We start from the raw sequence: 22,431 nt of genomic DNA on the forward strand, positions 1-22,431 counted from the left end.
AATGCCGGAATCAAGGGCGCGAGCGCCCTTACCGGTCGAGAATATCGCCTTCGGTGGGAACCAGGATCTCGCGCTTGCCGGCATGGTTGGCCGGGCCGATGATGCCCTCCTGCTCCATCCGCTCGATGAGCGACGCCGCGCGGTTGTAGCCGATGCCGAGACGGCGCTGGACGTAGGAGGTCGAGGCCTTTCCGTCGCGAAGCACGATGGCGACGGCCTGGTCGTAAGGATCGTCGGAATCCGCGAGATTGCCGGTGCCGGAGGGTCCGCCGCCGTAATCGCCATCCTCGTCGTCATCGGCGGTGATGGCATCGAGATATTGCGGCGCGCCCTGCGTCTTCAGATAGGCGACGATGTCTTCCACCTCGCCATCGGCCACGAACGGGCCGTGGACGCGCTGGATGCGGCCGCCGCCGGCCATGTAGAGCATGTCGCCCATGCCGAGCAGCTGCTCGGCGCCCTGCTCGCCCAGAATGGTGCGGCTGTCGATCTTCGACGTCACCTGGAAGGAGATGCGGGTCGGGAAGTTGGCCTTGATCGTGCCGGTGATGACGTCGACGGACGGGCGCTGCGTCGCCATGATCACATGGATGCCGGCGGCGCGTGCCATCTGTGCCAGGCGCTGCACGGCGCCTTCGATATCCTTGCCGGCCACCATCATCAGGTCGGCCATTTCGTCGATGATGACGACGATATAGGGCAGCGGCTTCAGGTCGAACTCTTCCGTCTCGTACATCGCCTCGCCGGTTTCCCGGTCGAAGCCCGTCTGCACGGTACGAGAAATCGCCTCGCCCTTGGCGAGCGCCTGCTCGACGCGCGAATTGAAGCCGTCGATGTTGCGCACACCGATCTTCGACATCTTCTTGTAGCGCTCTTCCATCTCCCGCACCGTCCACTTCAGCGCCACGACGGCCTTCTTCGGATCGGTGACGACGGGCGAGAGCAGATGCGGAATGCCGTCATAGACGGAGAGTTCGAGCATCTTCGGGTCGATCATGATCAGGCGGCACTGCTCCGGCGTCATGCGGTAGAGCAGCGACAGGATCATGGTGTTGATGGCGACCGATTTACCCGAGCCGGTGGTGCCGGCGACGAGCAGATGCGGCATCTTGGCGAGATCGGCGATGACGGCTTCGCCGCCGATCGTCTTACCGAGCGCCATGGCGAGCTTGGCCTTGGAGGTCTCGAAATCTCTGGAGGCGATCATCTCGCGCAGATACACGGTCTCGCGGATATTGTTCGGCAGTTCGATGCCGATGGCGTTGCGGCCGGGCACGACGGCGACGCGGGCGGCGATCGCGCTCATTGAGCGGGCAATATCGTCGGCAAGGCCGATGACGCGCGACGACTTGATGCCGGGGGCCGGCTCCAGTTCGTAGAGCGTGACGACGGGGCCGGGACGGACATGGATGATCTCGCCCTTGACGCCGAAATCCTCGAGCACGCCTTCCAGCATGCGGGCGTTCTGCTCCAGCGCGTCGGCCGACAGCGTCGAATCGCGCACGACGGCCTTGGGCTCGGCAAGCAGGTGCATCGACGGCAGCTGGAAGCCTTCGGGGCGGATGAAAGAGCCCTGCTGCTCGCGCTCGATACGGGCGCCGAGCTTCGGGCGCTGAGCGGCCTGCTGCACGCGCGGCTCGGCGCGGCCGCCGGCCTGCTTGGCAGGCGCACGCATCATCCAGCCATTGTCGTCTTCGTCGTCGGGCAGGATATCGGCCGGGCGCGGCGGCATGTCACTGTCGTAGCCCATGTCGTCGTCATCGTCGTCGTTGAGCGAGATCGACGGCGCCGAGACCACGCGGCGCGGCGAGCCGGCTCGGGGAGCGATAGACGGATCCATCGAGGGATCCATGCGCTCGCCGCGTTGGGGCGCCTTGGCGCGCACCGGCTCGTTGAGCTTGCCGAACTCGTCATCGTTGAAATCGTAGGGCGCGTCGTAGTCATCAAGCTTGCGCTTGCGCGGACCCATGCCGAGCATGCGGCGCATGCGAGCCTGGCTCATGTACCAGGCATGCGTCAGCGCGCCGAAGGCAAGCCAGCCGCCCTCGTCGTCTTCCTCGTCCTCATCGCCGACCGAGCGCAGCTTGGAGCGGCTGGCAGCGTAGTTTTCTTCTTCCTCTTCGGCCTCTTCCTCCTCGGTGCGGCCGACGATGCCGGCGGCAAAGAGCATCATCCAGACGCAGGGGACCGCGAAGATGCAGCCGACGGCGGTGGCAAAGGTGCCGGTCGGATAGGCGCCGACGAACAGCGCCGGGAAGCGCAGGATCATGTCGCCGATAACGCCGCCGATGCCATTGGGGATCGGCCAGGTGAGCGGCGGCGGAAAGCAGCCGAGAACGGCGCAGGAGAGAACGGAGCCGAGGCCCCATGCGGCGGCGCGCGCCGGAATGCGGGTGAAGCGGCGGCCGGAGATCAGCGCCAGCGCCCAGGCGACGACGGGCAGCAGCGCCACCACGCTGGCAAGGCCGAAAAACTGCATCAGGATATCGGCGAACGCGGCACCGCTATAGCCGAGCACATTGGTGGGCTCGTTGCCGGTGGCGTAGGAATAGCTCGGATCGGCGACGTTCCAGGTCGCCAAAGCCGCGACGGCCAGTGCCAGCGCAATGAAGATTGCAAACCCCAAAAGGGTCTGCGCCTGCCGGAAAATGAACCCCGAAAGGGAGAAACGGTCCGGCCGGCCATCCATTGCTGGCGATGTGCTTCTTGCCATGTGTTGTACCCGTCCAATGCCTGATGCGTGCGAATCGCCAATGCGCTTCGCGCCCAATGCGTCCGCTCCACCTAACCAAAGGACGGTTAAAGCGATGTTAACCATGCGGGGTCTGGCTGGTGCATCGGAAAATAAAAAGGCCCGAACCTTTGAAAGATCCGGGCCAAGAGCGGCTCAACTGTTGATCAAGCCGCGACGGGCTGTTGAGCGGCGCCCATTTTTGAGCGCCGCAAGCCTTGTTTAGGAGTGGTAAGCGGCTTCGCCATGCGTAGCGAGGTCGAGACCTTCGCGTTCGGCTTCGACGGCGACGCGCAGGCCGACGATGACATCGACGATCTTGTAGAGGATCGCCGAACCGATGCCGCACCATACGACGGTGATTGCAACGGCGGTGAGCTGGGTCATGACCTGGCCACCCATCGTCACGCCTTCGGCGTAACCGACGCCACCGAGCGATGCGCTGGCGAAGATGCCGGTGAAGATCGCGCCGAAGATGCCGCCGACGCCGTGAACGCCGAAGACGTCAGCCGTGTCGTCGTAGCCGAACTTGTTCTTCACCACGGAGACGAAGAAGTAGCAAAGCGGCGAGACGATAAGACCCATGACGATCGCACCCATCGGGCCGACGATGCCGGCAGCAGGCGTGATGGCGACCAGACCGGCGACCATGCCGGAAGCGCCACCGAGCATGGAGGCCTTGCCGCGGGTCATCGTTTCGACGGCAGCCCACGATACGATGGCAGCGGCGGTTGCGACGAAGGTGTTGACGGTTGCGAGCATCGCGCCGCCGGAAGCTTCGAGGTTGGAGCCGGCGTTGAAGCCGAACCAGCCGACCCAGAGCATCGAGGCGCCGACCATGGTGAGCGTCATCGAGTGCGGAGCCATCATGTCCTTGCCGAAGCCGATGCGCTTGCCGACGAGGATCGCACCGACCAGACCGGCGATACCGGCGTTGATGTGAACGACCGTGCCGCCTGCGAAGTCGAGCGCGCCCATCTTGAAGAGCAGGCCGTTTGCGTCCCAGACCATGTGTGCGACCGGGAAGTAGACGAAGGTTGCCCACAGCGCGCAGAAGAGCACCGCGGCCGAGAACTTGATGCGCTCGGCGAATGCGCCGACGATGAGCGCAGGCGTGATGGCGGCGAAGGTCATCTGGAACATCACGAAGATGAACTCAGGAATGACGACGCCCTGCGAGAAGGTGGCTGCCGTCGTTTCCTTGGTTACGCCGGAGAGGAACAGCTTGGCGGTACCGCCCCAGTATGCGCTTTCCGAGCCGCCGAAGGCGAAGGAATAGCCGTAGATGACCCAGATCAGCATCATGACGGCGCCGATCATCGTGCACTGCATCAGGACCGAGAGCATGTTCTTGGCGCGGACTAGGCCGCCGTAGAACAGTGCGAGGCCCGGAACCAGCATGAACAGCACCAGGATGGTCGAGACGAACATGAAAGTGGTGTCGCCCTTGTCCGGAACGGGTGCGGCGGCAGCAGCCGGAGCGGCAGCGGTGGCGGCATCCTGCGCGAAAGCGACGACCGGCGCGAGAAGCGCTGCGGACGCAGTTGCAAGGCGCGCCAGAGTGGGAGAAAACTTCGAAATTGACATAGAGAAAAGCTCCTTGGCTCTACCGTTACTTACAGCGCTTCTGCATCGGTTTCGCCGGTACGGATGCGCACGGCATGGTCGATCGAGTAAACGAAGATCTTGCCGTCGCCGATCTGACCGGTCTTGGCCGACGACGCGATGGCTTCGACAGCCTTGTCGACGAGTTCGCTTGCGACGGCGATCTCGATCTTCAGCTTCGGCAGGAAGCTGACCGCGTATTCGGTGCCGCGATAGATTTCGGTATGTCCCTTCTGGCGCCCGTAACCCTTCACTTCGGTCACGGTCAGGCCCTGAATGCCGATCGCCGTAAGGGCTTCACGCACCTCATCCAGCTTGAACGGCTTGATAATGGCCATCACAATTTTCATCTGGTTTCCCATCCTTCGTTACCCTCGGCACGGAGCCGACTCTCCTTGCCACTGCCGTTGCGACCAGCGACCGACCTCTTACATTCAAGGCCCGTGCCAGATTCGAAACGATTTGTTAAGGTATTGAAAAATAAGGAATATATTTGCAGACGCCATTAAACAGGCAAGTGATTGCCTAATAATCGCTCAAAAAATACACAAACGATTAAATTTGCATCCAAATTAGTCATTTGCCCTTTTACGAATCAGACCCTCCTGCGCCACCGACGCAATGAGCACGCCGTCTCGCGTATAGAGGCTACCGCGCGTCAAACCTCGCGCACCGGATGCGGACGGGCTGTCCTGCGTATAAAGAAGCCAGTCGTCGAGCTTGACCGGGCGATGGAACCACATCGAATGGTCGAGGCTGGCGACCTGGATCGTCTGGTCGAAGATCGAGGTGCCGTGCGGGTAGAGCGACGTGTCGAGCAGCGTCATGTCGGAGATATAGGCAAGCACCGCCGCCTGGGCGTGCCGGTCATCGGGAACCGGACCATTGGCGCGCACCCAGACATGCTGCAGCGGATCGAGCTTCTTGTCGGAGAAATAGTGGGTGAGCGAGACCGGCCGGATCTCGATCGGCCGCTCGCGGCCCCAATATTTGCGGATCGCCTCGGGCGCATGCGCCAGATAGCGCTTGGCGATCTCGTTCTCGTCGATCAGCGTCTCGGGCATCGGCACGTCGGGCATGGCGACCTGGTGCTCGAAACCGGGCTCTTCGACCTGGAACGACGCCGACAGCGCGAAGATCGCCTTGCCGTGCTGGATGGCGACGACGCGGCGGGTATTGAAGCTCGACCCGTCGCGGATGCGCTCGACCTGGTAGACGATCGGCACCGAGGGGTCGCCCGGCCGCATGAAATAGGCATGCAGCGAATGCACCAGCCGCTCAATGTCGACGGTGCGCTGCGCCGCCATCAGCGCCTGCGCGATCACCTGCCCGCCGAACACACGCTGCCAGCCGACCTGCGGGCTGGTGCCGCGGAAGATATCGACCTCGATCGGCTCGAGATCGAGCGTTGCGAGCAGGGTTTCCATCGCGGTCGGCTTTTCGGTGAGGCGCGTCATTTTGTATGGCTCCGGCAGGTAGGAAGTGTGGCGATGATGATCTATATAGATCAATAGGATATTCTAAAAGAACGGGACGGGCGTTATGCGTGACATGCTTGTGGTTGGCGGGGGTTATGTCGGGCTCTCCATGGCTGTCGCGGTCAAGCAGGCGGCGCCGCATCTCGATGTCGCGGTGGTCGAGGCAGCCCCCGCGGACGTCTGGCGCAAGGACCCGCGCGCATCCGCCATCATCGCCGCCGCCACCAAGATGCTCGACGTTTTCGGCATCTGGAACGAGATCGAGCCGACGGCGCAGCCGATCACCAAGATGATCGTCACCGATTCCAAGACCTCCGATCCCGTCCGCCCCGTGTTTCTGACCTTCGACGGCGAGGTCGAGGACGGCAAGCCCTTCGCCCACATGATCCCCAATGTCGCGATGGTCGGCGCGCTGCGCGGCGCCTGTGAACGGCTCGGTATCGAGATCACCCATGGCCTTGGCGCCACCGGCCTGAAGACGCTGGACACCCACGCCGAGATCACGCTCTCCAACGGAAGCACGATCGAGACCAAGCTGGTGGTCGCCTGCGATGGCGTGCGCTCGCACCTGCGCGATCTCGCGGGCATCAAGACGGTTCATTGGGAATACGGCCAGTCCGGCATCGTCACCACCGTCGAGCACGAACGCCCGCACAATGGCTGCGCCGAAGAGCACTTCCTGCCCTCAGGCCCCTTCGCCATTCTGCCGCTGAAGGACAACCGCTCCTCGCTGGTCTGGACGGAAACCACGACCGACGCCAACCGGCTGGTGCGCTCCGACGACCTGATTTTCGAGGAAGAGCTGGAGCGCCGCTTTGGCCACAAGCTCGGCGCGCTGAAGGTGGTGGGCGACAAGCGCGCCTTCCCGCTCGGCCTGACGCTGGCGCGCGCCTTCGTCGCCCCGCGCCTGGCGCTCGCCGGCGACGCCGCCCACGGCATCCACCCGATTTCCGGCCAGGGCCTCAATCTCGGCTTCAAGGATGTGGCCGCGCTCGCCGAAACCATCGTCGAAGCCGATCGCCTCGGCCTCGATATCGGCTCGATCAATATTCTCGAGCGCTACCAGGCCTGGCGCCGTTTCGACACTTTCCGCATGGGCGTGACCACGGATGTGCTGAACCGCCTGTTTTCCAACGACCTCGCGCCGATCCGCATCGCCCGCGACTTCGGCCTCGGCCTCGTCGACCGCCTGCCCGGCCTCAAATCCTACTTCATCGGCCAGGCCGCCGGCACGACAGCGGCGGGCAATCCGCGCTTGCTGGCGGGCGAGGCGATCTAGGGGTGCTGATCTATTCCTCGATCTCGCGCGCTTCCGACACCAACATGATCGGTATGCCGTCGCGGATCGGGTAGGCGAGCTTCGCCTTTTCGGAGACGAGCTCGTTGTGCTCGCGATCGTACGTCAGCCGCCCCTTGGTCAGCGGGCAGACCATCAGTTCCAGAAGCTTGGGATCGACGCGGCTCAGTTTTTCGTCCATGCGGCCGCTTCTACTGCAAAATCGTGTCCGAGTCACCGAAGACCCGGGCAAGGACGATCTCGGTGATCGCGATCAGCGTTTCCGCCCGCGTCTTAAGGTCGGGCGCCTCGAGAAGCGCCTGCTTTTCCGCCGGGCCGAAGGGCGACATCATCGCGAGCGAATTGACCAGCGTCATGTTGCTGGCGCGCTCCACGCTTTCCCAGTCCGCCTCCAGCTTGTTGGCCTCGAGATAGGCCTTGAAGGCGGCGAGAAGCGCCGCGCGGTCAACAGCGTCCTCTTCGTTGCGTGCCGAGAGATCGGAGATGAACGGCGCGATGCGGAAGGTGCGGTAGGGCTGGTGCGTGTCCTTCTCATCCAGCAGACGGAAGCGGCAAACACCGGTGAGCGAGACGATGTAGCGACCATCGCCAGTCTCGGCAAACGAGGTGATGCGCCCGACGCAGCCGACGGCGCTCAGATTGCCCTCGCTATTCTTGTCATCGCTCTCGCCAAGCGCCGGCTGCACCATGCCGATCAGCCGGTTTCCTGAAATCGCCGCGTCGAACATGGCGAGATAGCGGGGTTCGAAGATGTTGAGCGGGAGCTGGCCGGTGGGAAGCAGCAGAGCGCCGGTCAAGGGGAAGACGGCGATCGTGTCAGGCACATCGCCGCTCTTCAGATATCGTGCATTCCCCACTTGCATCGGCACTCGTCCCGCATAATCGGCGGACCTAAACCACACGCCCGCATCTAAACGAATGTGGGGTACGCCATCGAAAACGCAAGGGCGGACGATGTCAAACCGAATGGCGAAATGTCGCTGATGCTTAAGAGAACAGCATCGCCGAAAGCTTGCGCCGTCCCGAAACGCTGGCCGGATCCTTGAAGCCCCAGACCTCGAAGAACTGCAACAGCTGGCGGCGCGCGCCGTCGTCGTCGAAGGTCCGGTCCTTGCGCATGATGTAGAGCAGGTGATCGGCCGCTTCTTCGCGTGCGCCCTCGACATTGCGGATCTTGGCGAGCTTCATGCGCGCTTCGTGATCGTCGGGGTTTGCTGCAAGCGCCTGCTCCAGCGCCACGGGATCGCCCAGCTTGCGGGCTTCCTCGATCTGCTCGAGCTTCTTCACCACCGCCTGGATCGCCGGATCGGCCGCCATCTCGTCGGGGAGTTCCTTCAGCGCCTCGCGCGCCCGCTCATGCTGGTTGGCTGAAATCATGCACTGCGCCATGCCGGCGAGCGCCTTGGCATTATCGGGATCGGCCTGCATGACGGCGCCGTAGAGCTGCGCTGCGCCATTGATGTCGCCGCTGGCAAGCAGACCGTCAGCCTCGACGAGCACGGCCTCGATCTCGGCCGCCTGATCGGCACCCGCCGGACCGGCGACGCGATCGATGAACTCACGAATCTGGCTTTCCGGCACCGCGCCCATGAAGCCATCGGCCGGACGACCGCCGACGAAGGCGATGACGGCGGGGATCGACTGGATACCAAGCTGGCCGGCGATCGACGGATGGTCGTCGATGTTCATCTTGACGAGCTTGACGCGGCCCTGGGCTTCGTTGACCACCTTTTCGATGACGGGCGTCAGCTGCTTGCACGGGCCGCACCAGGGCGCCCAGAAATCGACGAGAACAGGCTGGTTGCGCGACTCCTCGATGACGTCCTTGCTGAAGGTCGCAGTCGTCGTATCCTTGATATAGCCGCCGCTGGCCGCCATTGGCGCCGGCGCCGCTGCCTGGGCCGGTGCTGCAGGCGCGCCGCCATAGCTCGCCGTTGCCGACATCTGGCCGAAGGAATTGCTGTAGGGATTGTCGTTGCCGCTCATGAGTATCTCCCGCCGCGCCGGTCAGCCGGCTTTTCTAGCGTTAAAATCGTATGTCAGGACGTCACTTTCAAGACAAGCGGCGTGTGACCGGTCGCTTCCATGAAGCGAACGAGGTCCGCACTTGCAATCGACGTGGTCGCGTCGTTGGACAGCGGATGGCAATTGATAATCTCGTCCTTCATGAGATCCGCATCAAGAACGAATGTGACCTTGTGGTCGGAATCGTTGATCGCTCCGAACGCCGTGACCGAGCCCGGAATGACGCCCAGATACTCCATCAGCTTCTCCGGCTTGCCGAACGAAACCTTGCTGGCGGCGCCGATCAGCGTGTGCACCGTCTTCAGGTCGACAGAGGCATTCTCCTCGACGGTGAGCAGGAAGAACTGGTCCTTCTTGTCCTTCACGAACAGGTTCTTGGTGTGACCGCCGGGAATCTCGTCGCGCAGCGCCACCGATTCGGCCACAGTGAACACCGGCGCATGCGTTTTGGTGCTGTGCTTGATGCCGAGCCCGTCGAGAAAGGCGTAGAGTTCGGTTGCGGTCTTCGGCGTCTTCTCGGTCATGGCTCGTTCCAGCACTCTATTGGGATAAGGCGCCCCCTGATTACGTCTCCCTCCCCTTTTTTGCAACGTGCCTATTCGCCGCTTTTCCCTGCATTTGCGGCATTTTAGGTGGGGCCGGGAAAGCTTTCCGAATTTTTCTTCGCCTTTCCGTCATTTCCCTGTTGCATTTGAAAATCGTTTGGGCGATATAGCGCCCGTCGCCGCAAGGTGGCGCCCACGGTCCTCTCTAACTACCACAGGCCGTCGGGATTATGAGCGGGTGTAGCTCAGTGGTAGAGCACAACCTTGCCAAGGTTGGGGTCGAGGGTTCGAACCCCTTCGCCCGCTCCAAAAATCTCCTAGTACATGAAGATAGAATAAGCCCTCTGGGGCTGGTGTGTATGCGCGAAGTCTGAGGTACCTGATAGGTGCCAATACGGATTAGCGTTATCGAGGCAGGCATTTGCGCTCAGCAAGCCAATAAAAGCACCAGAGGCTAGATTCGCACCGGTAGCGGCGACCAACCCGAATCGGGATACGCCAGAGTCGGGCCAATCGGCCGCTTGGCTGACCGGAATATCAGGCTTTCCCCAAAATTCCACACTAAATACAGTATTAACAAGACGTTAAAGCCCGGTCTTGCAACGACTTGATTCCAAAGCGAATTCTTGTGGAAAAGAATTTCTGCATTGTTAGCAGAGTCTTAAAACCGGCTTTTGATTCACAGGAGGTACGATCTGGCCCTCTTGACGCGATCGAACGAATTCACGCTTATATTGATCGTTCTCGGGTCGTCCGAGGATGAACACAAAAGCCGGGGTTGCAGCCCCGGCTCCGTGTTGAAACTGTAAAAAACCTTGATCGGCTTACAGATCCCGTTAACAGCCCCGAACATACGCGGGGCGGTTCTTCTGTCAAGTCGGTCAAGGCCCATTAAGGCTATGACTATGAAACATAGTGCAAACAGACTGTCTTTTGCAGACGCGGTGCAGGTGTGGCTCCGCCGCTGGAACGGCGAATTTCAACACCAGATCGCGGCTAGCTATGGCGTGAACCAAGGACGCGTGAACGAAGTCCTCAAGGGCAAAGTTCACCTTGGGTCTGAGCAGATAGCGAAGGCTACCACCAAGCACTGAGTGATAATCCCCGCTCACTGACAGCGGTGAGCGGGGTCGCATCTCAGCATTGACTTCTAGCTTGCCCCTTCACCGTTGCGGCTTCTTCGAGATTTAATCTCTTCGCGCATCCGTTCCTTTTGGATGCTCATCAGGCTGTACGGCAATGGAATTGATAGCAGGACACCCAATACGACAAAGAACGTCATGACGGGATAGACGAAATCGGCGTGGGGAATCTGCGCGTCCTTTACCACCATGCCGACAATGAGAAACAGAAGCGCCAGGATGTAGACGAAAAACAGGTGTGAGAAATTCGCGATCCTGTTTTGCATATCCTTTGCGTGTTCGTGTCCCACGCGCCAATTTCCCGGCAAAAGCATCGACGGATCGCCGACAATCGAAACCACCGCGACCAACACGCCGGCCAGAATGGCAAACAGATTGATCAACGCGTCTTGTGCGTCGTGACTTGCCTTGAGCAAATCACCGCCGAAATAGGAAACTCCGAGCGCGAAAATCAACGCTGCCAACACATAGTAGCCACGAGTGCCCATCAGTCATCCAATATCCCATCTTTCCGCCAGTCCTTCATGCAATCGCGCAACGCGCTGAAGGTGCTGCCGGGATCCAAAGATATGTCATCGCCGACCACGTTGATATCTCTCTTTATGACCAACTTGTCGCGGGTGATCACCACATCGCTCTTTGTTATGATCTTGAATTCGTCGGCACCACCGCTGATTTGCGATGCCAAATCACCAAGTAACTTTGGAACTAGATCGCTGGCACCACGGCCATCATAACCTATGTGCAAGCTCGCCTGTAATTCGCTGGCGGCCTCAATTTCTTGAGGACTGCGGTTCCGTTTGAAGATGCTTTTGACAGCCTCAAGCGCAGCGTCCCGTCGTGCGGCGATGCCGTCGCGCGGGTTGTCCTCCGCGATCTGCTCGGCTGCGGCCATGAAAGCCGTAACACCGAGGTCAATCGACTTAACTCCCACGCGCAAAAGGCGGTCCAATTCTCTCCGGTTGGATCGCGCCATGAACAGAAATTGAGTATCAGCTTCCGTCGCACCGTTCGCGCGAATGAATTTCGCCACAAGCTGACTAATCTGACCGTCATTGGTATGACCGACTGCCGCGTAGGCAATGTGGTTGCCATCCACAAGAACGTGAACGCCGGTCTTCAAGAATTCCGTGCCGGCTGGCGGACTGGCGCGCCCAACCTTATCTCCACCGTCTTGCACTGTTCCGGTCTTGCCGCCCTTGGCAAACAAGGTGAAATAGATTCCTGTTCCGGCACCGACCGTCGAACGATGCGCCACTTGAGCTGTCACCCCACCGTGGTAATCGAACTTTGTGTCGCCGACCTCCGGTGCCGCGCGAAGCGCGTTCCTAACGAGTGTCTCCACTGTAGGTCGGCCTTGAACAGCCCAGATTGCACGACGATAGTGAGCGACTTTCTGCATTCCCCAACCCAATCAGATATTGATTGCAGCAAAGAATCATTGCACGCATAAGATTGCAATAAGCGCCGTTGCGGGATCACAAACTTTTATTGGGGAGGAGTTGCATCAGGCGCTCCAACGGACGCCTCGCTCCCATGTCGTCATCCCTATTGCCGACTGTTCACACCTCCCCTTCTGCTCCACCATCGCATCCATCGTTGCGCCACGCACATTTTTGTGCGAATATTTGGGACCGGAAAGCGGATGAAGCGTGAGCAGTTGATCCGCGAGTTGCGCAAACTGGCCAGCGAAACCGGCAAGACCTTCGAGGTGTTCGAGAACAAGGGCAAAGGCTCGCACTACCGCATCATGTATGACGGCCGCTTCACCACAGTGAAGTCGGGCGAGCTGACGCCGGGTTACGTGCGGTTGATCAAGAAGCAGCTCGGCATCGCCTGACAGGCAATGGAGAACGGCATGAGATACGTATATTTGGCGGAAATCCAGCCCGATCCCGATGGCGGATATCTTGTCACCTTTGCCGATGTTCCTGAAGCGATAACCCATGGCGGCGACCGCAACGAGGCCATCGCCAGCGCGCAAGAAGCGCTCGGTCTCGCGCTTCGCGGCATTGTTCAGGACGGCCGCGCGATACCGCTCCCCTCCGCGAAAACAGGTGTCGCCATCGCCGTCGATCCCGAGGACGCGATCAAGCTCGCGGTGATCGAAGCCTTCAGGCAAGCCGGCATCTCCAAGCGAGAACTGGCGCGGCGCATGGGCAAGACGGAAAACGAGGCGCGCCGCATCCTCGATCCCGACCATAATTCGAAAATCGGCGCATTGCAGGAGGCGATGCAGGCGCTCGGCAAGACGATCGTGGTCTCCGTTCAGGAAGCCGCCTGAGCAACGACCCAACCCCACCCCTCAAAAAACATTGATTTGCGCATCGCACCTGCCCATGTTGAAGCAAGGGGCAGGATAACCGATTGGGCGGGAGAAGATGCTGCAACGGACCGAGGAAACAGATGCCGCGCTGGTCGACAGGCTGCAGCAGGCGGCGTTCAATTACTTCCTGAAACATTCCAACCCCGATAACGGGCTCGTCGCCGATACCTCGGTCGCAAACGTTCCCTGCAGCATCGCGGCCGTCGGTTTCGCGCTGTCGTCCTACACCGTCGCCGTCGAGCGCGGCTGGATGACGAGGGCGGATGCGATATCACGCACGACGACGACGCTCTGCTTCTTCGCCAACGGTCACCAGGGCCGTGAGCGGCATGCGATCGGTTACAGGGGCTTCTTCTACCACTTCCTGCACATGGACACCGGCCACCGCGCCTGGAACAGCGAGCTCTCGACCATCGACACGACGCTGCTCGTCGCCGGCGTGCTGACGGCGGCCGCCTATTTCGATGGCGACGACGAGGCCGAGACCGAGATCCGCCGATTGGCGACGCTGATCTACGAGCGCATCGACTGGCACTGGGCGCTGAACAAGGGCGAGACCATATGCATGGGCTGGAAGCCCTCAAGCGGCTTTCTGCGCTGGCGCTGGCAGGGCTATGACGAGGCGGTGCTACTCTACACGCTGGCGCTCGCCTCGCCCACGCACCCGATCCCGCAATCGAGCTACGACGCCTTCACCTCAAGCTATTCCTGGATGCTCTTCGGCGAGAAGTGCTATCTCTATGCCGGACCCTTCTTCATCCACCTCTTCTCGCATGCCTGGATCGATTTTCGCGGCATCCGCGACAGGCCGATGGCGGCGCGCGACAGCGATTATTTCCGCAACACCCAAATCTGCATCGCAGTGCAACGCGACTACGCCGAGCGAAACCCCGGCCATTTCATCGGCTATTCCAGGGATGTCTGGGGCCTTTCCGCCTCCGACGGCCCGCCGCCATCACGCAGCCGCCATGGCGACCGTCGCCCGAGCGTGCTGGGCTATGCCGCCCGCGGCGCGCCGCTCGGCCCCGATGATGGAACGCTTGCGCCATGGTGCGCGCTTGCAGCCCTGCCCTATGACCGCGAGGCGGCGATCTCAGGCACACGGGCGCTGCTGCAGGCCTATCCGGACCTCTGCTACGAAGGCCGCTTCCCCGGCGGCTTCAACCCATCCGTCAAGACGGCGGGACCCGAGGGCTGGGTGGACGACCGCTGCGTGGGCATCGACCAGGGCCTTCTCGTCATGTCGATCGAAAACGATCGCTCCGATTTCATCTGGAGCCTGATGCGCAAATCCGAGATCATCCGCACCGGCCTGGAACGCGCAGGCTTTACCGGCGGCTGGCTGGAAGACGAGGCGGAAGACGAAGAGCTCAAGATCGCCTGACGGCGTTTAGCGGATGGGCAAGCGCCGAGGGCGCCCCTCAGCGCACGAAAACATGCGCCTTGCCGGCGATCTCCAGCCGCACCCGGTCACCGCGCGAAGGCAGCGCCACGCTTGAGGTCTTGATCAGGATCGGCGGCAGCGCAACGCCGTCGAGCGACACGGCGACCGTGCAGGTCGCGCCGCCGAAATCCACTTCGACCACGCGCCCGCCATAGAGCTTTTCACTGTTGTCGGTGACGACGCGGATTTGTTCGGGCCTCAGCATGATCTCGACCTTGCCCTGATGCTGGCTATCGACCGCGACATGGCCGAGCGCGCAATCGGCGTGACCGTTGCGGATGATCGCCGGCAACATGACCGCGTCACCCAGGAACAGCGCCGTCTCGCGATCGCGCGGCGCGAGATAAAGCGATTGCGGCGATCCCGCCTGCATCAGCTTGCCGTCGCGCAGCACCGCCACCTGATCGGCATAGGACAGCGCCTCGGCCTGGTCGTGGGTGACGAGAATGCTGGTGATGCCTGCCGCCTGCAGCACGCGGGCCACCGCCTTGCGCATGTTCTCGCGCAGGCCCGTGTCGAGCGCCGAGAAGGGCTCGTCGAGCAGCATCAGGCGCGGTTCGCGGCCGAGCGCGCGCGCCAGCGCCACGCGCTGCTGCTGGCCACCGGAAAGCTGGTGCGGGCGGCGGGTCAGCATGCCGCGGTCGAGCTCAACCATGTCGAGCAGGTCGAGCACCCGCTTGTCGCGGTTATCAGCGCCGCGGGCAATGCCGAAGCCGATATTGCCGGCGACGTCGAGATGCGGAAACAGCGCGCCTTCCTGCGAGACGATGCCGATGCCGCGCTTGTGCGCGGGCACCGCCGCCGGCCCATCGGCCAGCAATTCGCCATTGAGCGTGACGCGGCCCTGATCGGGCTGCTCGAAGCCGGCGATGATGCGCAGGAGCGTCGTCTTGCCGGAGCCGGACGGGCCGACCACGGCGGTGCGGCTGCCTGCCGTCACCTCCAGCGAAATGTTATCGAGCGCCTGCACCTGACCGTAACGCTTGCTGGCACCTTCGATCGTAAGCAGCGTCATTGTCCGGCAGTCCGTTTCGATTGAGCATGGAGAAGAAGGGTCAGCGGCAGCGACAGCACGACCATCATGAAGGCGTAAGGCGCGGCCGCGACATAATCGATCTCGCTGGTCAGCGACCAGAATTTCGTGGCCAGCGTCTCGACGCCGTTGGGCGAGAGCATCAGCGTCGCCGTCAGCTCGTTGGTGATCCCGAGCGCCACCAGCGCGATGCTTGCCGCGGCACCGGGCGCTGCAAGCCGCATGGTGATCTGCCGCACCGCCTGGCCCGGAGTGCGCCCCAGCGCCATCGCGGCGCGCTCGAGCTCCACCGGCGCCTGCGCGATGCTGGCGCGAAGGCCGACCATGGCGCGCGGCAGGAAGAGCAGGATATAGGCGAGCAGCAGCGTCGCGAATGTCTGGTAGAGCGGCAGAACGAGGCGTACGGTGATCGTCACCAGCGCCAGCGCCACGACCACGCCCGGCAGCGAGCCGACATAATAGTGGCAGGCTTCAAGCACACGCTGCACGCGGCCCGGCGCACGCACCGACAGCCACGCCATGGGGGCGGCCGCGATCGTCGCCAGAATGCCGCCGGCAAGCGCCAGCACGATCGACTGCACGAAAGCATTGCCGACCTCGACCCGCCAGATGCCGACGCCGCCGAGATAGAGCCAGCGCACCAGCGTGACGAAGGGAACGCCGAGCGTCAGCGCCGCGACGATGACGGGCAGCAGCACGGCCGGCACAGCGAACCAGCCGAGACGGCGGCGATCGGCCGGGCGCGCCGAGCCGGAGCCGACGCGGGCATAGCGCTCATTGCCGCGCACCAGCACCTCGATGGCGAGCAAGAGCAGGCAGCAGGCCACCAGCACCCCGCCAAGCATATTGGCGGCCGGGCTGTTATAGGCCGACTGGAACTGGTCGACGATCGCGGTCGCAAACGTGTCGAAGCGGATCATCACGAAGAGCCCGTATTCCGACAGCAGATGCAGTGCGATCAAAAGCGAACCGCCGCAGATAGCAAGTCTCAGCTGCGGCAGGATGGTGCGGAAGAACACCGCCCAGGGCCCGAGCCCGAGCGAGGCGGCAGCATCCTCGATCGCCGGATCGAGCCGGCGAAGGGCCGCTGCGACGGGAAGATAAAGGAACGGGTAATAGGCGAGCACCGAAACGAAGACGCCGCTCTGCAGCCCGCGCATCCCTGGCACCAGACTGACCCAGGCGTAGGAATGCACGAAAGCAGGCACGGCGAGCGGCGCCACCGCAAGCCAGGCCCAGAGGCGCGCGAAGGGGACATCGGTGCGCTCGGTGATCCAGGCAAGCGTCACCGCCAGCACGATCGACAGCGGCACGGTGATGACTTCGAGAGCGACGGTGTTGACCAGCAGCTCGCCGACGCGCGGGCGAAACACCAGCTGCTTCACCGTTTCCCAGCCGACATCGACGGTGATCCAGCCGATGAAACCGAGGGGAACGAGGCTGAACAGCGCGACGATTGCGGCGAAGAGCACGACGGGCGCATAAGGCATGCCCCGGCGCGGTCGCGCCAGTCCTGCCGCCGGCCGCGCCGCCGGCATATCGGAAGCAAGCAATCTGTTGTCCTGCAGCAAGGCCGCGCCTTTGACACGCTGAAAAAGGAAGGCAACCGCCTTTGAACAAGCGGTTGCCGTGTATCGTCATGGCCTAAAGTTTTCTTGAGGCAAAAGCAACAGTTTTGCCCGGAGCACTGGTGACAGTGTCCTAGATCAGGCCGGCGGCGGTGATCATCTCGACCACCTTCTTGCTGTTGAGCTGCGAGGCATCGACAACGGGCGCCTGCAGGTCGGCCATCGGCACCAGCTTCTCGTTGGAGGCCGCACCCTTGCCGACGGCGTACTCATAAGAGGTGCCGTTCTTCAGGATCGCCTGCCCCGCCTTGCCGGTGATGAACTTCAGGAAGGCCTGCGCCTCTTTCTGGTGCTGGCTCGACTTCAGGATACCGCCGCCCGAGAGGCTGACGAAGGCGCCCGGATCCTGGTTCTTGAAGTAGTGCAACGCGACGTTCTTGCTGTTTTCAGCCGTCGCCGCCTGATCGCCGAACCAGTAGTAATGATAGATGATCGCGCCTTCGACCTCGCCCGCATTGACCGCCTTCATGGCAACAGTGTTGCTCTTGTAGGAGGTCGCGTTTTCCTTCAGCGCCTTCAGCCATGCGGCGGTCGCCTCCTCGCCCTTCAGCTGCAAGAGCGCGCTGACGATCGCCTGGAAATCGGCGCCGACAGGGGCCGCACCCCAGCGGCCTTTCCAGGCCGGATCGGCGAGATCCATCATCGACTTCGGCAGCTTGTCCTCGGTGAGCTTGGTCTTGTCATAGGCAAACACCGTGGAACGCGCCGCGATACCTGCCCACATGCCGTCCTTCGGGCGAAACTCTTCCGGCAGCTGGTCGAGCGTTGCCTTGTCGATCGGTGCGAACAGGCCGGCGGCATCGACCAAAGTCATCGCCGGCGAATTCTCGGTGAGGAACACGTCGGCGGGCGACGCCTCGTCTTCCTGGATGATCTGGTTGGCGAACTGCATATCGCTTCCCTGGCGCATCGTCACCTTGATGCCGGTTTCCTTGGTGAAGGCGTCCAACCATTCCTGGCCGAGGCTCTGGTGCTGGGCGTTGTAGACGACGATCCCTTCGGACTCCTCCTCCTGCGCCTTGGCGCCCGAAGCGAGCGATGTCGCGGCAAGAAGCATGGCGCCGAACGCGGCGGCCTGCGAGAGGCGATTAAGGGAGACGGTCATGATGCCCTCCATGGCATTTCATCTGCGATATCCATGATATTGCAGCGGTATATTTTCCTTGGCACTCGATTTCAAGTTTAGGCGATCTGAAGGCCATCACAAAGGCTTGAAATAATTGGTATATTTTAGAACCGTTCTAGAGCGATCGGATAAGGGCGATCAAATCGTCCTCGACCTCGATACCGTTTTCGATCGCCGCGCGCCGGACGTTCTGGCCGCGACGGCCGGGTAGCCGGACATCTGGATCGGATGTGATCTCCTCGGCGAGCCGGCCCATGCGCGCGGCGGCAACCGCGCCGCCGGTGGCATCGGGATTGATGACGATGAGCATGTGGCCGAGCGCCGGAGCATCTCCCTGATCGTCAAACAGCGACGACGCCTCGAAGGAGAAGTTGGCGCCGGTGAGCGCGCCGGCCATGATCTCGACCATCATCGCCAGCGCCGCCCCCTTGGCTTCGCCCGATGGGATCATGGTGCCGGCCAAGGCCTCGACGGCGTCGGTGGTCGGCTGGCCGTTGCGGTCGAAGGCCCAGTTGTCGGGGATCGGCACGCCCTTCTGCTTGGCCGCCATCACCTTCCCACGCGCAACCCGCGACAGCGCCATGTCGATGACAACGGGATCGGCATCCGGCACCGGTGCGGCAAAGGCGATCGGATTGGTCCCAAAGACAGGCTTGCGGCCACCCCAGGCTGCCATCGAGGCCGGCGCATTGGCGACCATCAGCGCCACCAGCCCCATCTCGGCGAAGCGCTCGACCGTCAGCGCCAGCACGCCGGCATGATGCGAGCGGCGGAAGGCGACGGCAACGATGCCCAGCTCGCGCGCGATATCCGGAACGACGGACAGCGCGAGATCGATAGCCGGGTAAGCGTATCCGTGATTGGCGTCGATCTGCACGACGGCGGGAAGCGGGCGTGAGAGGGATGGCGTCGCGAAGCCATCGACCTTGCCGGCCCGCGCCTGCTTCGAATAGGCCTCGACGCGCCGAAGCCCATGGCCGCCCTGCCCGGCCGCCTCCGCCGCCACGAGCGCGCGGGCGACCGAACGGGCATTCGCCTCGCTCACCCGGTTTCTGGTCAACCCATCGAAAACAAGGGTTTCAGCGGCGGCGAGTGTCAGATGCATGAAAGACCTGCGAAATAAAAAAAGGCGATAACGCGGTCACGTTATCGCCCTTCCTGCAATGCAGCAATTGACCGCGACGCTTATTCGACGTCGAACTTGACGCCCTGCGCCAGAGGCAGCGTCTTGCCGTAGTTGATCGTGTTGGTGGTGCGGCGCATGTAGGCGCGCCATGCGTCGGAGCCGGACTCGCGGCCGCCGCCGGTTTCCTTTTCGCCGCCGAACGCGCCGCCGATCTCGGCACCCGAGGGGCCGAGGTTGACGTTGGCGATGCCGCAATCCGACCCGCGCGCCGAGACGAAGGTTTCGGCTTCGCGCATGTCATTGGTGAAGATCGACGACGAAAGGCCCTGCGGCACGGCGTTGTGGTCTTCCAGAACTGCGTCGAAATCGCTGTACTTCATGACATAGAGGATCGGCGCGAAGGTCTCGTTCTCGACCGGACCCGTCTGTGCGGGCATCTCGACCAGCGCCGGGCGCACGTAGAAGGCGTCGGCGGCACCATTCTCGACACGCTCGCCGCCGGTGACCTTGCCGCCCGCGGCCTTTGCCTGCTCCAGCGCCGACTGCATGTTTTTGTAAGCCTGGCTGTCGATCAGCGGTCCGACCAGCGTGCCCGTCTCCAGCGGATTGCCGATACTGACGGAGCCGTAGGCCTTCTGCAGGCGCGGAACCAATGCGTCGTAGACGCTCTCATGCACGAACAGGCGGCGCAGCGTGGTGCAGCGCTGGCCGGCAGTGCCCATGGCCGAGAAGGCGACGCCGCGCAGCGTCAGGTCAAGATCGGCCGTCGGGCAGATGATCGCGGCGTTGTTGCCGCCGAGTTCGAGGATGGCGCGGGCAAAGCGCTGCGACAGGCGCGGACCGACGGCGCGACCCATGGCAGTCGAGCCGGTGGCCGAAACCAGCGGCACCTTCGGATGATCGACCAGCGCCTCGCCGACATCGCGGCCGCCGATCAGCAGCGTCGAGAGATTGGCCGGCGCCGTGCCGCCTTCGGCGACGAAGCGCTTCAGCGCCTTTTCGAACAGCGCCTGCGTGGCAAGCGCGGTCAGCGGTGTCTTTTCGGACGGCTTCCAGACGGTGGAATTGCCGCAGACCAGCGCCAGCGCCGCATTCCACGACCAGACGGCGACTGGGAAATTGAAGGCCGAGATGATGCCGACGACGCCGAGCGGATGCCAGCTTTCCATCATCCGGTGCTCGGAACGCTCGGTGGCGATCGTCAGGCCGTAGAGCTGACGCGACAGGCCGACGGCGAAATCGCAGATGTCGATCATTTCCTGCACTTCGCCGAGGCCTTCGGACGTGATCTTGCCGACCTCGATCGACACCAGCCGGCCGAGCTCGGCCTTGGCCGCGCGCAGCTCCTCGCCAAGCAGGCGCACGAGCTCGCCGCGCTTCGGGGCCGGAACGGCGCGCCATTCGAGAAACGCCTTGTGGGCGTTATCGATCGCGGTCTTGGCGTCGGCGACGGACACTTCCTTCAGCGCGCCGATTTCCCTGCCTGTCACGGGCGACGTCACCCGCAGCGTGCCGCCAGTGAAGCGGTCGGCGCTGACGCCGAGCTTGGCAAGCAGGGTCTTGGTTTCGGTGGCGAGATCGAGCGTTTCGATGGTCATTGTCGTGGTTCCAACCTTATTGTTCTTAGAAGCGGGCATCGGCGAAGTGGGCGACCTGGGCGCCGGCTTCGTACCATAGTTCCTTGGCGGCGCGGAAGCGCAGCTCGGCGGGATCAGTCAGCGGCAGCGGCAGCTCGGCCTCGCTCATCTCGCCCAGGATATGGCGGGCAAGCGTGCGGCCGAACACCGTTCCCGGCGCGATCCCCCGACCATTATAGCCGGAAAAGCCGACGACATTGTCGGCGAACTTGTGAAAGCGCGGCAGCGCATTGTCGGTCATGCCGATCTTGCCGTACCACTCGCATTCAAACTCGACATCGCCAAGCTGCGGGAAGAGCCTCTTCAGCGCGCGCCGCGCCCAGCCCTTGTGGACGGACAGCCCGGTATTGCGCAGCGCCCCCACACTGCCGAACACCAGCCGGCCGGCCTGATCCATGCGGTAGGAGGACAGGATTTCCTTGGTGTCCCACACGCCCTCGCGGCCAGCCAGGATCGATTTGCGCAGATTGTCGCCGAGCGGCCGGGTCGCGAGGTTGAAGTAGGGCAGATGCACCTGCTCGTTGCGCACCTGCTCCCAGGGGCCGGTGCTGTAGGCATCCGTCGCGACGATGATCCAGTCGGCGGTGACGGAGCCCTTCGCGGTCTTTACCGTCCAGCGCTTGCCGTTTTTCTCGGTGGCGATGACGGGGCTCGACGTATGCAGCGCAACGCCGGCCTTGACGGCTGCGTGCGCTAGGCCGCGCGCATAGGCGAGCGGCTGCAGCGTGCCGGCGCGCATGTCGAGCAGCGATCCGGTATAGGCGTTGCTGCCCACCCGGCGCGCCGTCTCGGCGGCGTCGAGCAATTTGACATCGGCACCGCGCGCCGCCCACTGGCTGGCGCGATCGGTGATTTCCTTGAGGCCATCGGCGCCAACGGCCACATGCAGCGTGCCGTTGCGCTCGAGCTCGCAGGCAATCTTGTGCTTGTCGATCAGCTCCATCACCAGCTTCGGCGCATTGCCGAGCAGGTCGAGCAGGCGCTCGCCATAGACGGGGCCGAGCACACCGGGAAGATCGTCGGGCATCACCCACATGCCGGCATTGATCAGCCCGACATTGCGCCCCGCGCCACCGAAGCCGACTTCGTTGGCCTCAAGCAGCACCACCGACTTGCCGGCCTCCGCCAGATGCAGGCTGGACGACAGCCCGGTATAGCCGCCGCCGACCACGACGATATCGGCGGTCACCGAGCCCGCAAGCGGCACCGTTGCCGGCGGCTGTGGCGCGGTCTTTTCCCAGAGGCCGTGGGAGCGCGGATCATTCAGCATCGGAGAGCTCCGTTCCGA

General features: G+C 62.8%; 20 protein-coding genes and 1 tRNA gene. 5 read left to right on the top strand and 16 right to left on the bottom strand.

Annotated features, from left to right (window positions below):
• Positions 1-28: 28 nt before the first annotated feature.
• The 4 genes from QTL96_RS30140 to tesB form a co-directional block, all read right to left on the bottom strand.
• Positions 29-2,713, bottom strand: a complete 2,685-nt coding sequence (locus QTL96_RS30140; RefSeq protein WP_289730313.1) for a DNA translocase FtsK — start codon at positions 2,711-2,713, stop codon at positions 29-31.
• A gap of 240 nt (positions 2,714-2,953) precedes the next feature.
• On the bottom strand, positions 2,954-4,318 hold the full coding sequence (locus QTL96_RS30145; protein ID WP_112941058.1) for an ammonium transporter: 1,365 nt from the start codon (positions 4,316-4,318) through the stop codon (positions 2,954-2,956).
• Between the two features lie 29 nt (positions 4,319-4,347).
• Positions 4,348-4,698, bottom strand: a complete 351-nt coding sequence (locus QTL96_RS30150; RefSeq protein WP_056810626.1) for a P-II family nitrogen regulator — start codon at positions 4,696-4,698, stop codon at positions 4,348-4,350.
• Between the two features lie 210 nt (positions 4,699-4,908).
• Positions 4,909-5,793, bottom strand: coding sequence for an acyl-CoA thioesterase II (gene tesB, locus QTL96_RS30155; protein ID WP_289730314.1), 885 nt, complete (start codon positions 5,791-5,793; stop codon positions 4,909-4,911).
• An 85-nt stretch (positions 5,794-5,878) separates the two neighbouring features.
• Between tesB and QTL96_RS30160 the strand changes: the two genes are divergently transcribed.
• A complete protein-coding gene (locus QTL96_RS30160; protein WP_289730315.1) occupies positions 5,879-7,093 on the top strand; it encodes a ubiquinone biosynthesis hydroxylase in 1,215 nt (404 codons plus the stop codon).
• 10 nt (positions 7,094-7,103) lie between these two features.
• Here the strand turns inward: QTL96_RS30160 and QTL96_RS30165 are convergent, their stop codons facing one another.
• The 4 genes from QTL96_RS30165 to QTL96_RS30180 form a co-directional block, all read right to left on the bottom strand.
• Positions 7,104-7,292, bottom strand: a complete 189-nt coding sequence (locus QTL96_RS30165; RefSeq protein WP_018901898.1) for a Trm112 family protein — start codon at positions 7,290-7,292, stop codon at positions 7,104-7,106.
• A gap of 10 nt (positions 7,293-7,302) precedes the next feature.
• Positions 7,303-7,974: an LON peptidase substrate-binding domain-containing protein gene (locus QTL96_RS30170; RefSeq protein ID WP_018901897.1), complete on the bottom strand. Its 672-nt coding sequence runs from the start codon at positions 7,972-7,974 to the stop codon at positions 7,303-7,305.
• 124 nt (positions 7,975-8,098) lie between these two features.
• A complete protein-coding gene (gene trxA, locus QTL96_RS30175) occupies positions 8,099-9,097 on the bottom strand; it encodes a thioredoxin (protein ID WP_289730316.1) in 999 nt (332 codons plus the stop codon).
• 53 nt (positions 9,098-9,150) lie between these two features.
• Positions 9,151-9,660, bottom strand: coding sequence for a prolyl-tRNA synthetase associated domain-containing protein (locus QTL96_RS30180; RefSeq protein WP_111562633.1), 510 nt, complete (start codon positions 9,658-9,660; stop codon positions 9,151-9,153).
• 255 nt (positions 9,661-9,915) lie between these two features.
• Between QTL96_RS30180 and QTL96_RS30185 the strand changes: the two genes are divergently transcribed.
• A tRNA-Gly gene (locus tag QTL96_RS30185) sits at positions 9,916-9,990 on the top strand.
• Between the two features lie 841 nt (positions 9,991-10,831).
• On the opposite strand, the gene QTL96_RS30190 is transcribed toward QTL96_RS30185, so the two are convergent.
• Both QTL96_RS30190 and QTL96_RS30195 read right to left on the bottom strand, forming a co-directional pair.
• Positions 10,832-11,311 carry a hypothetical protein gene (locus tag QTL96_RS30190; RefSeq protein ID WP_289730317.1) on the bottom strand — a complete coding sequence of 160 codons (480 nt, stop codon included), beginning with the start codon at positions 11,309-11,311 and terminating at the stop codon, positions 10,832-10,834.
• A complete protein-coding gene (locus tag QTL96_RS30195) occupies positions 11,311-12,225 on the bottom strand; it encodes a hypothetical protein (protein WP_289730318.1) in 915 nt (304 codons plus the stop codon). Before QTL96_RS30195 ends, QTL96_RS30190 begins: the two co-directional genes overlap by 1 nt.
• A gap of 243 nt (positions 12,226-12,468) precedes the next feature.
• Between QTL96_RS30195 and QTL96_RS30200 the strand changes: the two genes are divergently transcribed.
• The 3 genes from QTL96_RS30200 to QTL96_RS30210 all read left to right on the top strand — a co-directional run bounded on the left by QTL96_RS30200 (position 12,469) and on the right by QTL96_RS30210 (position 14,533).
• Positions 12,469-12,663, top strand: coding sequence for a hypothetical protein (locus QTL96_RS30200; protein ID WP_289730319.1), 195 nt, complete (start codon positions 12,469-12,471; stop codon positions 12,661-12,663).
• 18 nt (positions 12,664-12,681) lie between these two features.
• On the top strand, positions 12,682-13,107 hold the full coding sequence (locus tag QTL96_RS30205) for a type II toxin-antitoxin system HicB family antitoxin (RefSeq protein WP_289730320.1): 426 nt from the start codon (positions 12,682-12,684) through the stop codon (positions 13,105-13,107).
• Positions 13,108-13,204: 97 nt separating this feature from the next.
• The gene (locus QTL96_RS30210) at positions 13,205-14,533 is read left to right on the top strand and encodes a glucoamylase family protein (protein ID WP_289730321.1); all 1,329 of its coding nucleotides are present in this window, start codon (positions 13,205-13,207) and stop codon (positions 14,531-14,533) included.
• A gap of 37 nt (positions 14,534-14,570) precedes the next feature.
• Here QTL96_RS30210 and QTL96_RS30215 read toward each other — a convergent pair whose 3' ends face one another.
• The 6 genes from QTL96_RS30215 to QTL96_RS30240 all read right to left on the bottom strand — a co-directional run bounded on the left by QTL96_RS30215 (position 14,571) and on the right by QTL96_RS30240 (position 22,413).
• On the bottom strand, positions 14,571-15,608 hold the full coding sequence (locus tag QTL96_RS30215) for an ABC transporter ATP-binding protein (protein ID WP_289730322.1): 1,038 nt from the start codon (positions 15,606-15,608) through the stop codon (positions 14,571-14,573).
• Positions 15,605-17,164, bottom strand: a complete 1,560-nt coding sequence (locus QTL96_RS30220; RefSeq protein WP_289730451.1) for an iron ABC transporter permease — start codon at positions 17,162-17,164, stop codon at positions 15,605-15,607. Before QTL96_RS30220 ends, QTL96_RS30215 begins: the two co-directional genes overlap by 4 nt.
• Positions 17,165-17,327: 163 nt before the next feature.
• Positions 17,328-18,359: an iron ABC transporter substrate-binding protein gene (locus QTL96_RS30225; RefSeq protein ID WP_289730323.1), complete on the bottom strand. Its 1,032-nt coding sequence runs from the start codon at positions 18,357-18,359 to the stop codon at positions 17,328-17,330.
• A gap of 136 nt (positions 18,360-18,495) precedes the next feature.
• On the bottom strand, positions 18,496-19,485 hold the full coding sequence (locus QTL96_RS30230; RefSeq protein WP_289730324.1) for an Ldh family oxidoreductase: 990 nt from the start codon (positions 19,483-19,485) through the stop codon (positions 18,496-18,498).
• Positions 19,486-19,565: 80 nt separating this feature from the next.
• Entirely contained in the window at positions 19,566-21,104 is a 1,539-nt protein-coding gene (locus QTL96_RS30235) for an aldehyde dehydrogenase family protein (protein ID WP_289730325.1), read from the bottom strand.
• A 25-nt stretch (positions 21,105-21,129) separates the two neighbouring features.
• Positions 21,130-22,413 (bottom strand): FAD-binding oxidoreductase, encoded by a 1,284-nt coding sequence (locus tag QTL96_RS30240; RefSeq protein WP_289730326.1) that lies wholly within the window; start codon positions 22,411-22,413, stop codon positions 21,130-21,132.
• Between the last annotated feature and the right edge of the window lie 18 nt (positions 22,414-22,431).

Origin of the sequence: Rhizobium sp. S163, assembly GCF_030380805.1 — a bacterium.
GTDB lineage: Bacteria > Pseudomonadota > Alphaproteobacteria > Rhizobiales > Rhizobiaceae > Rhizobium.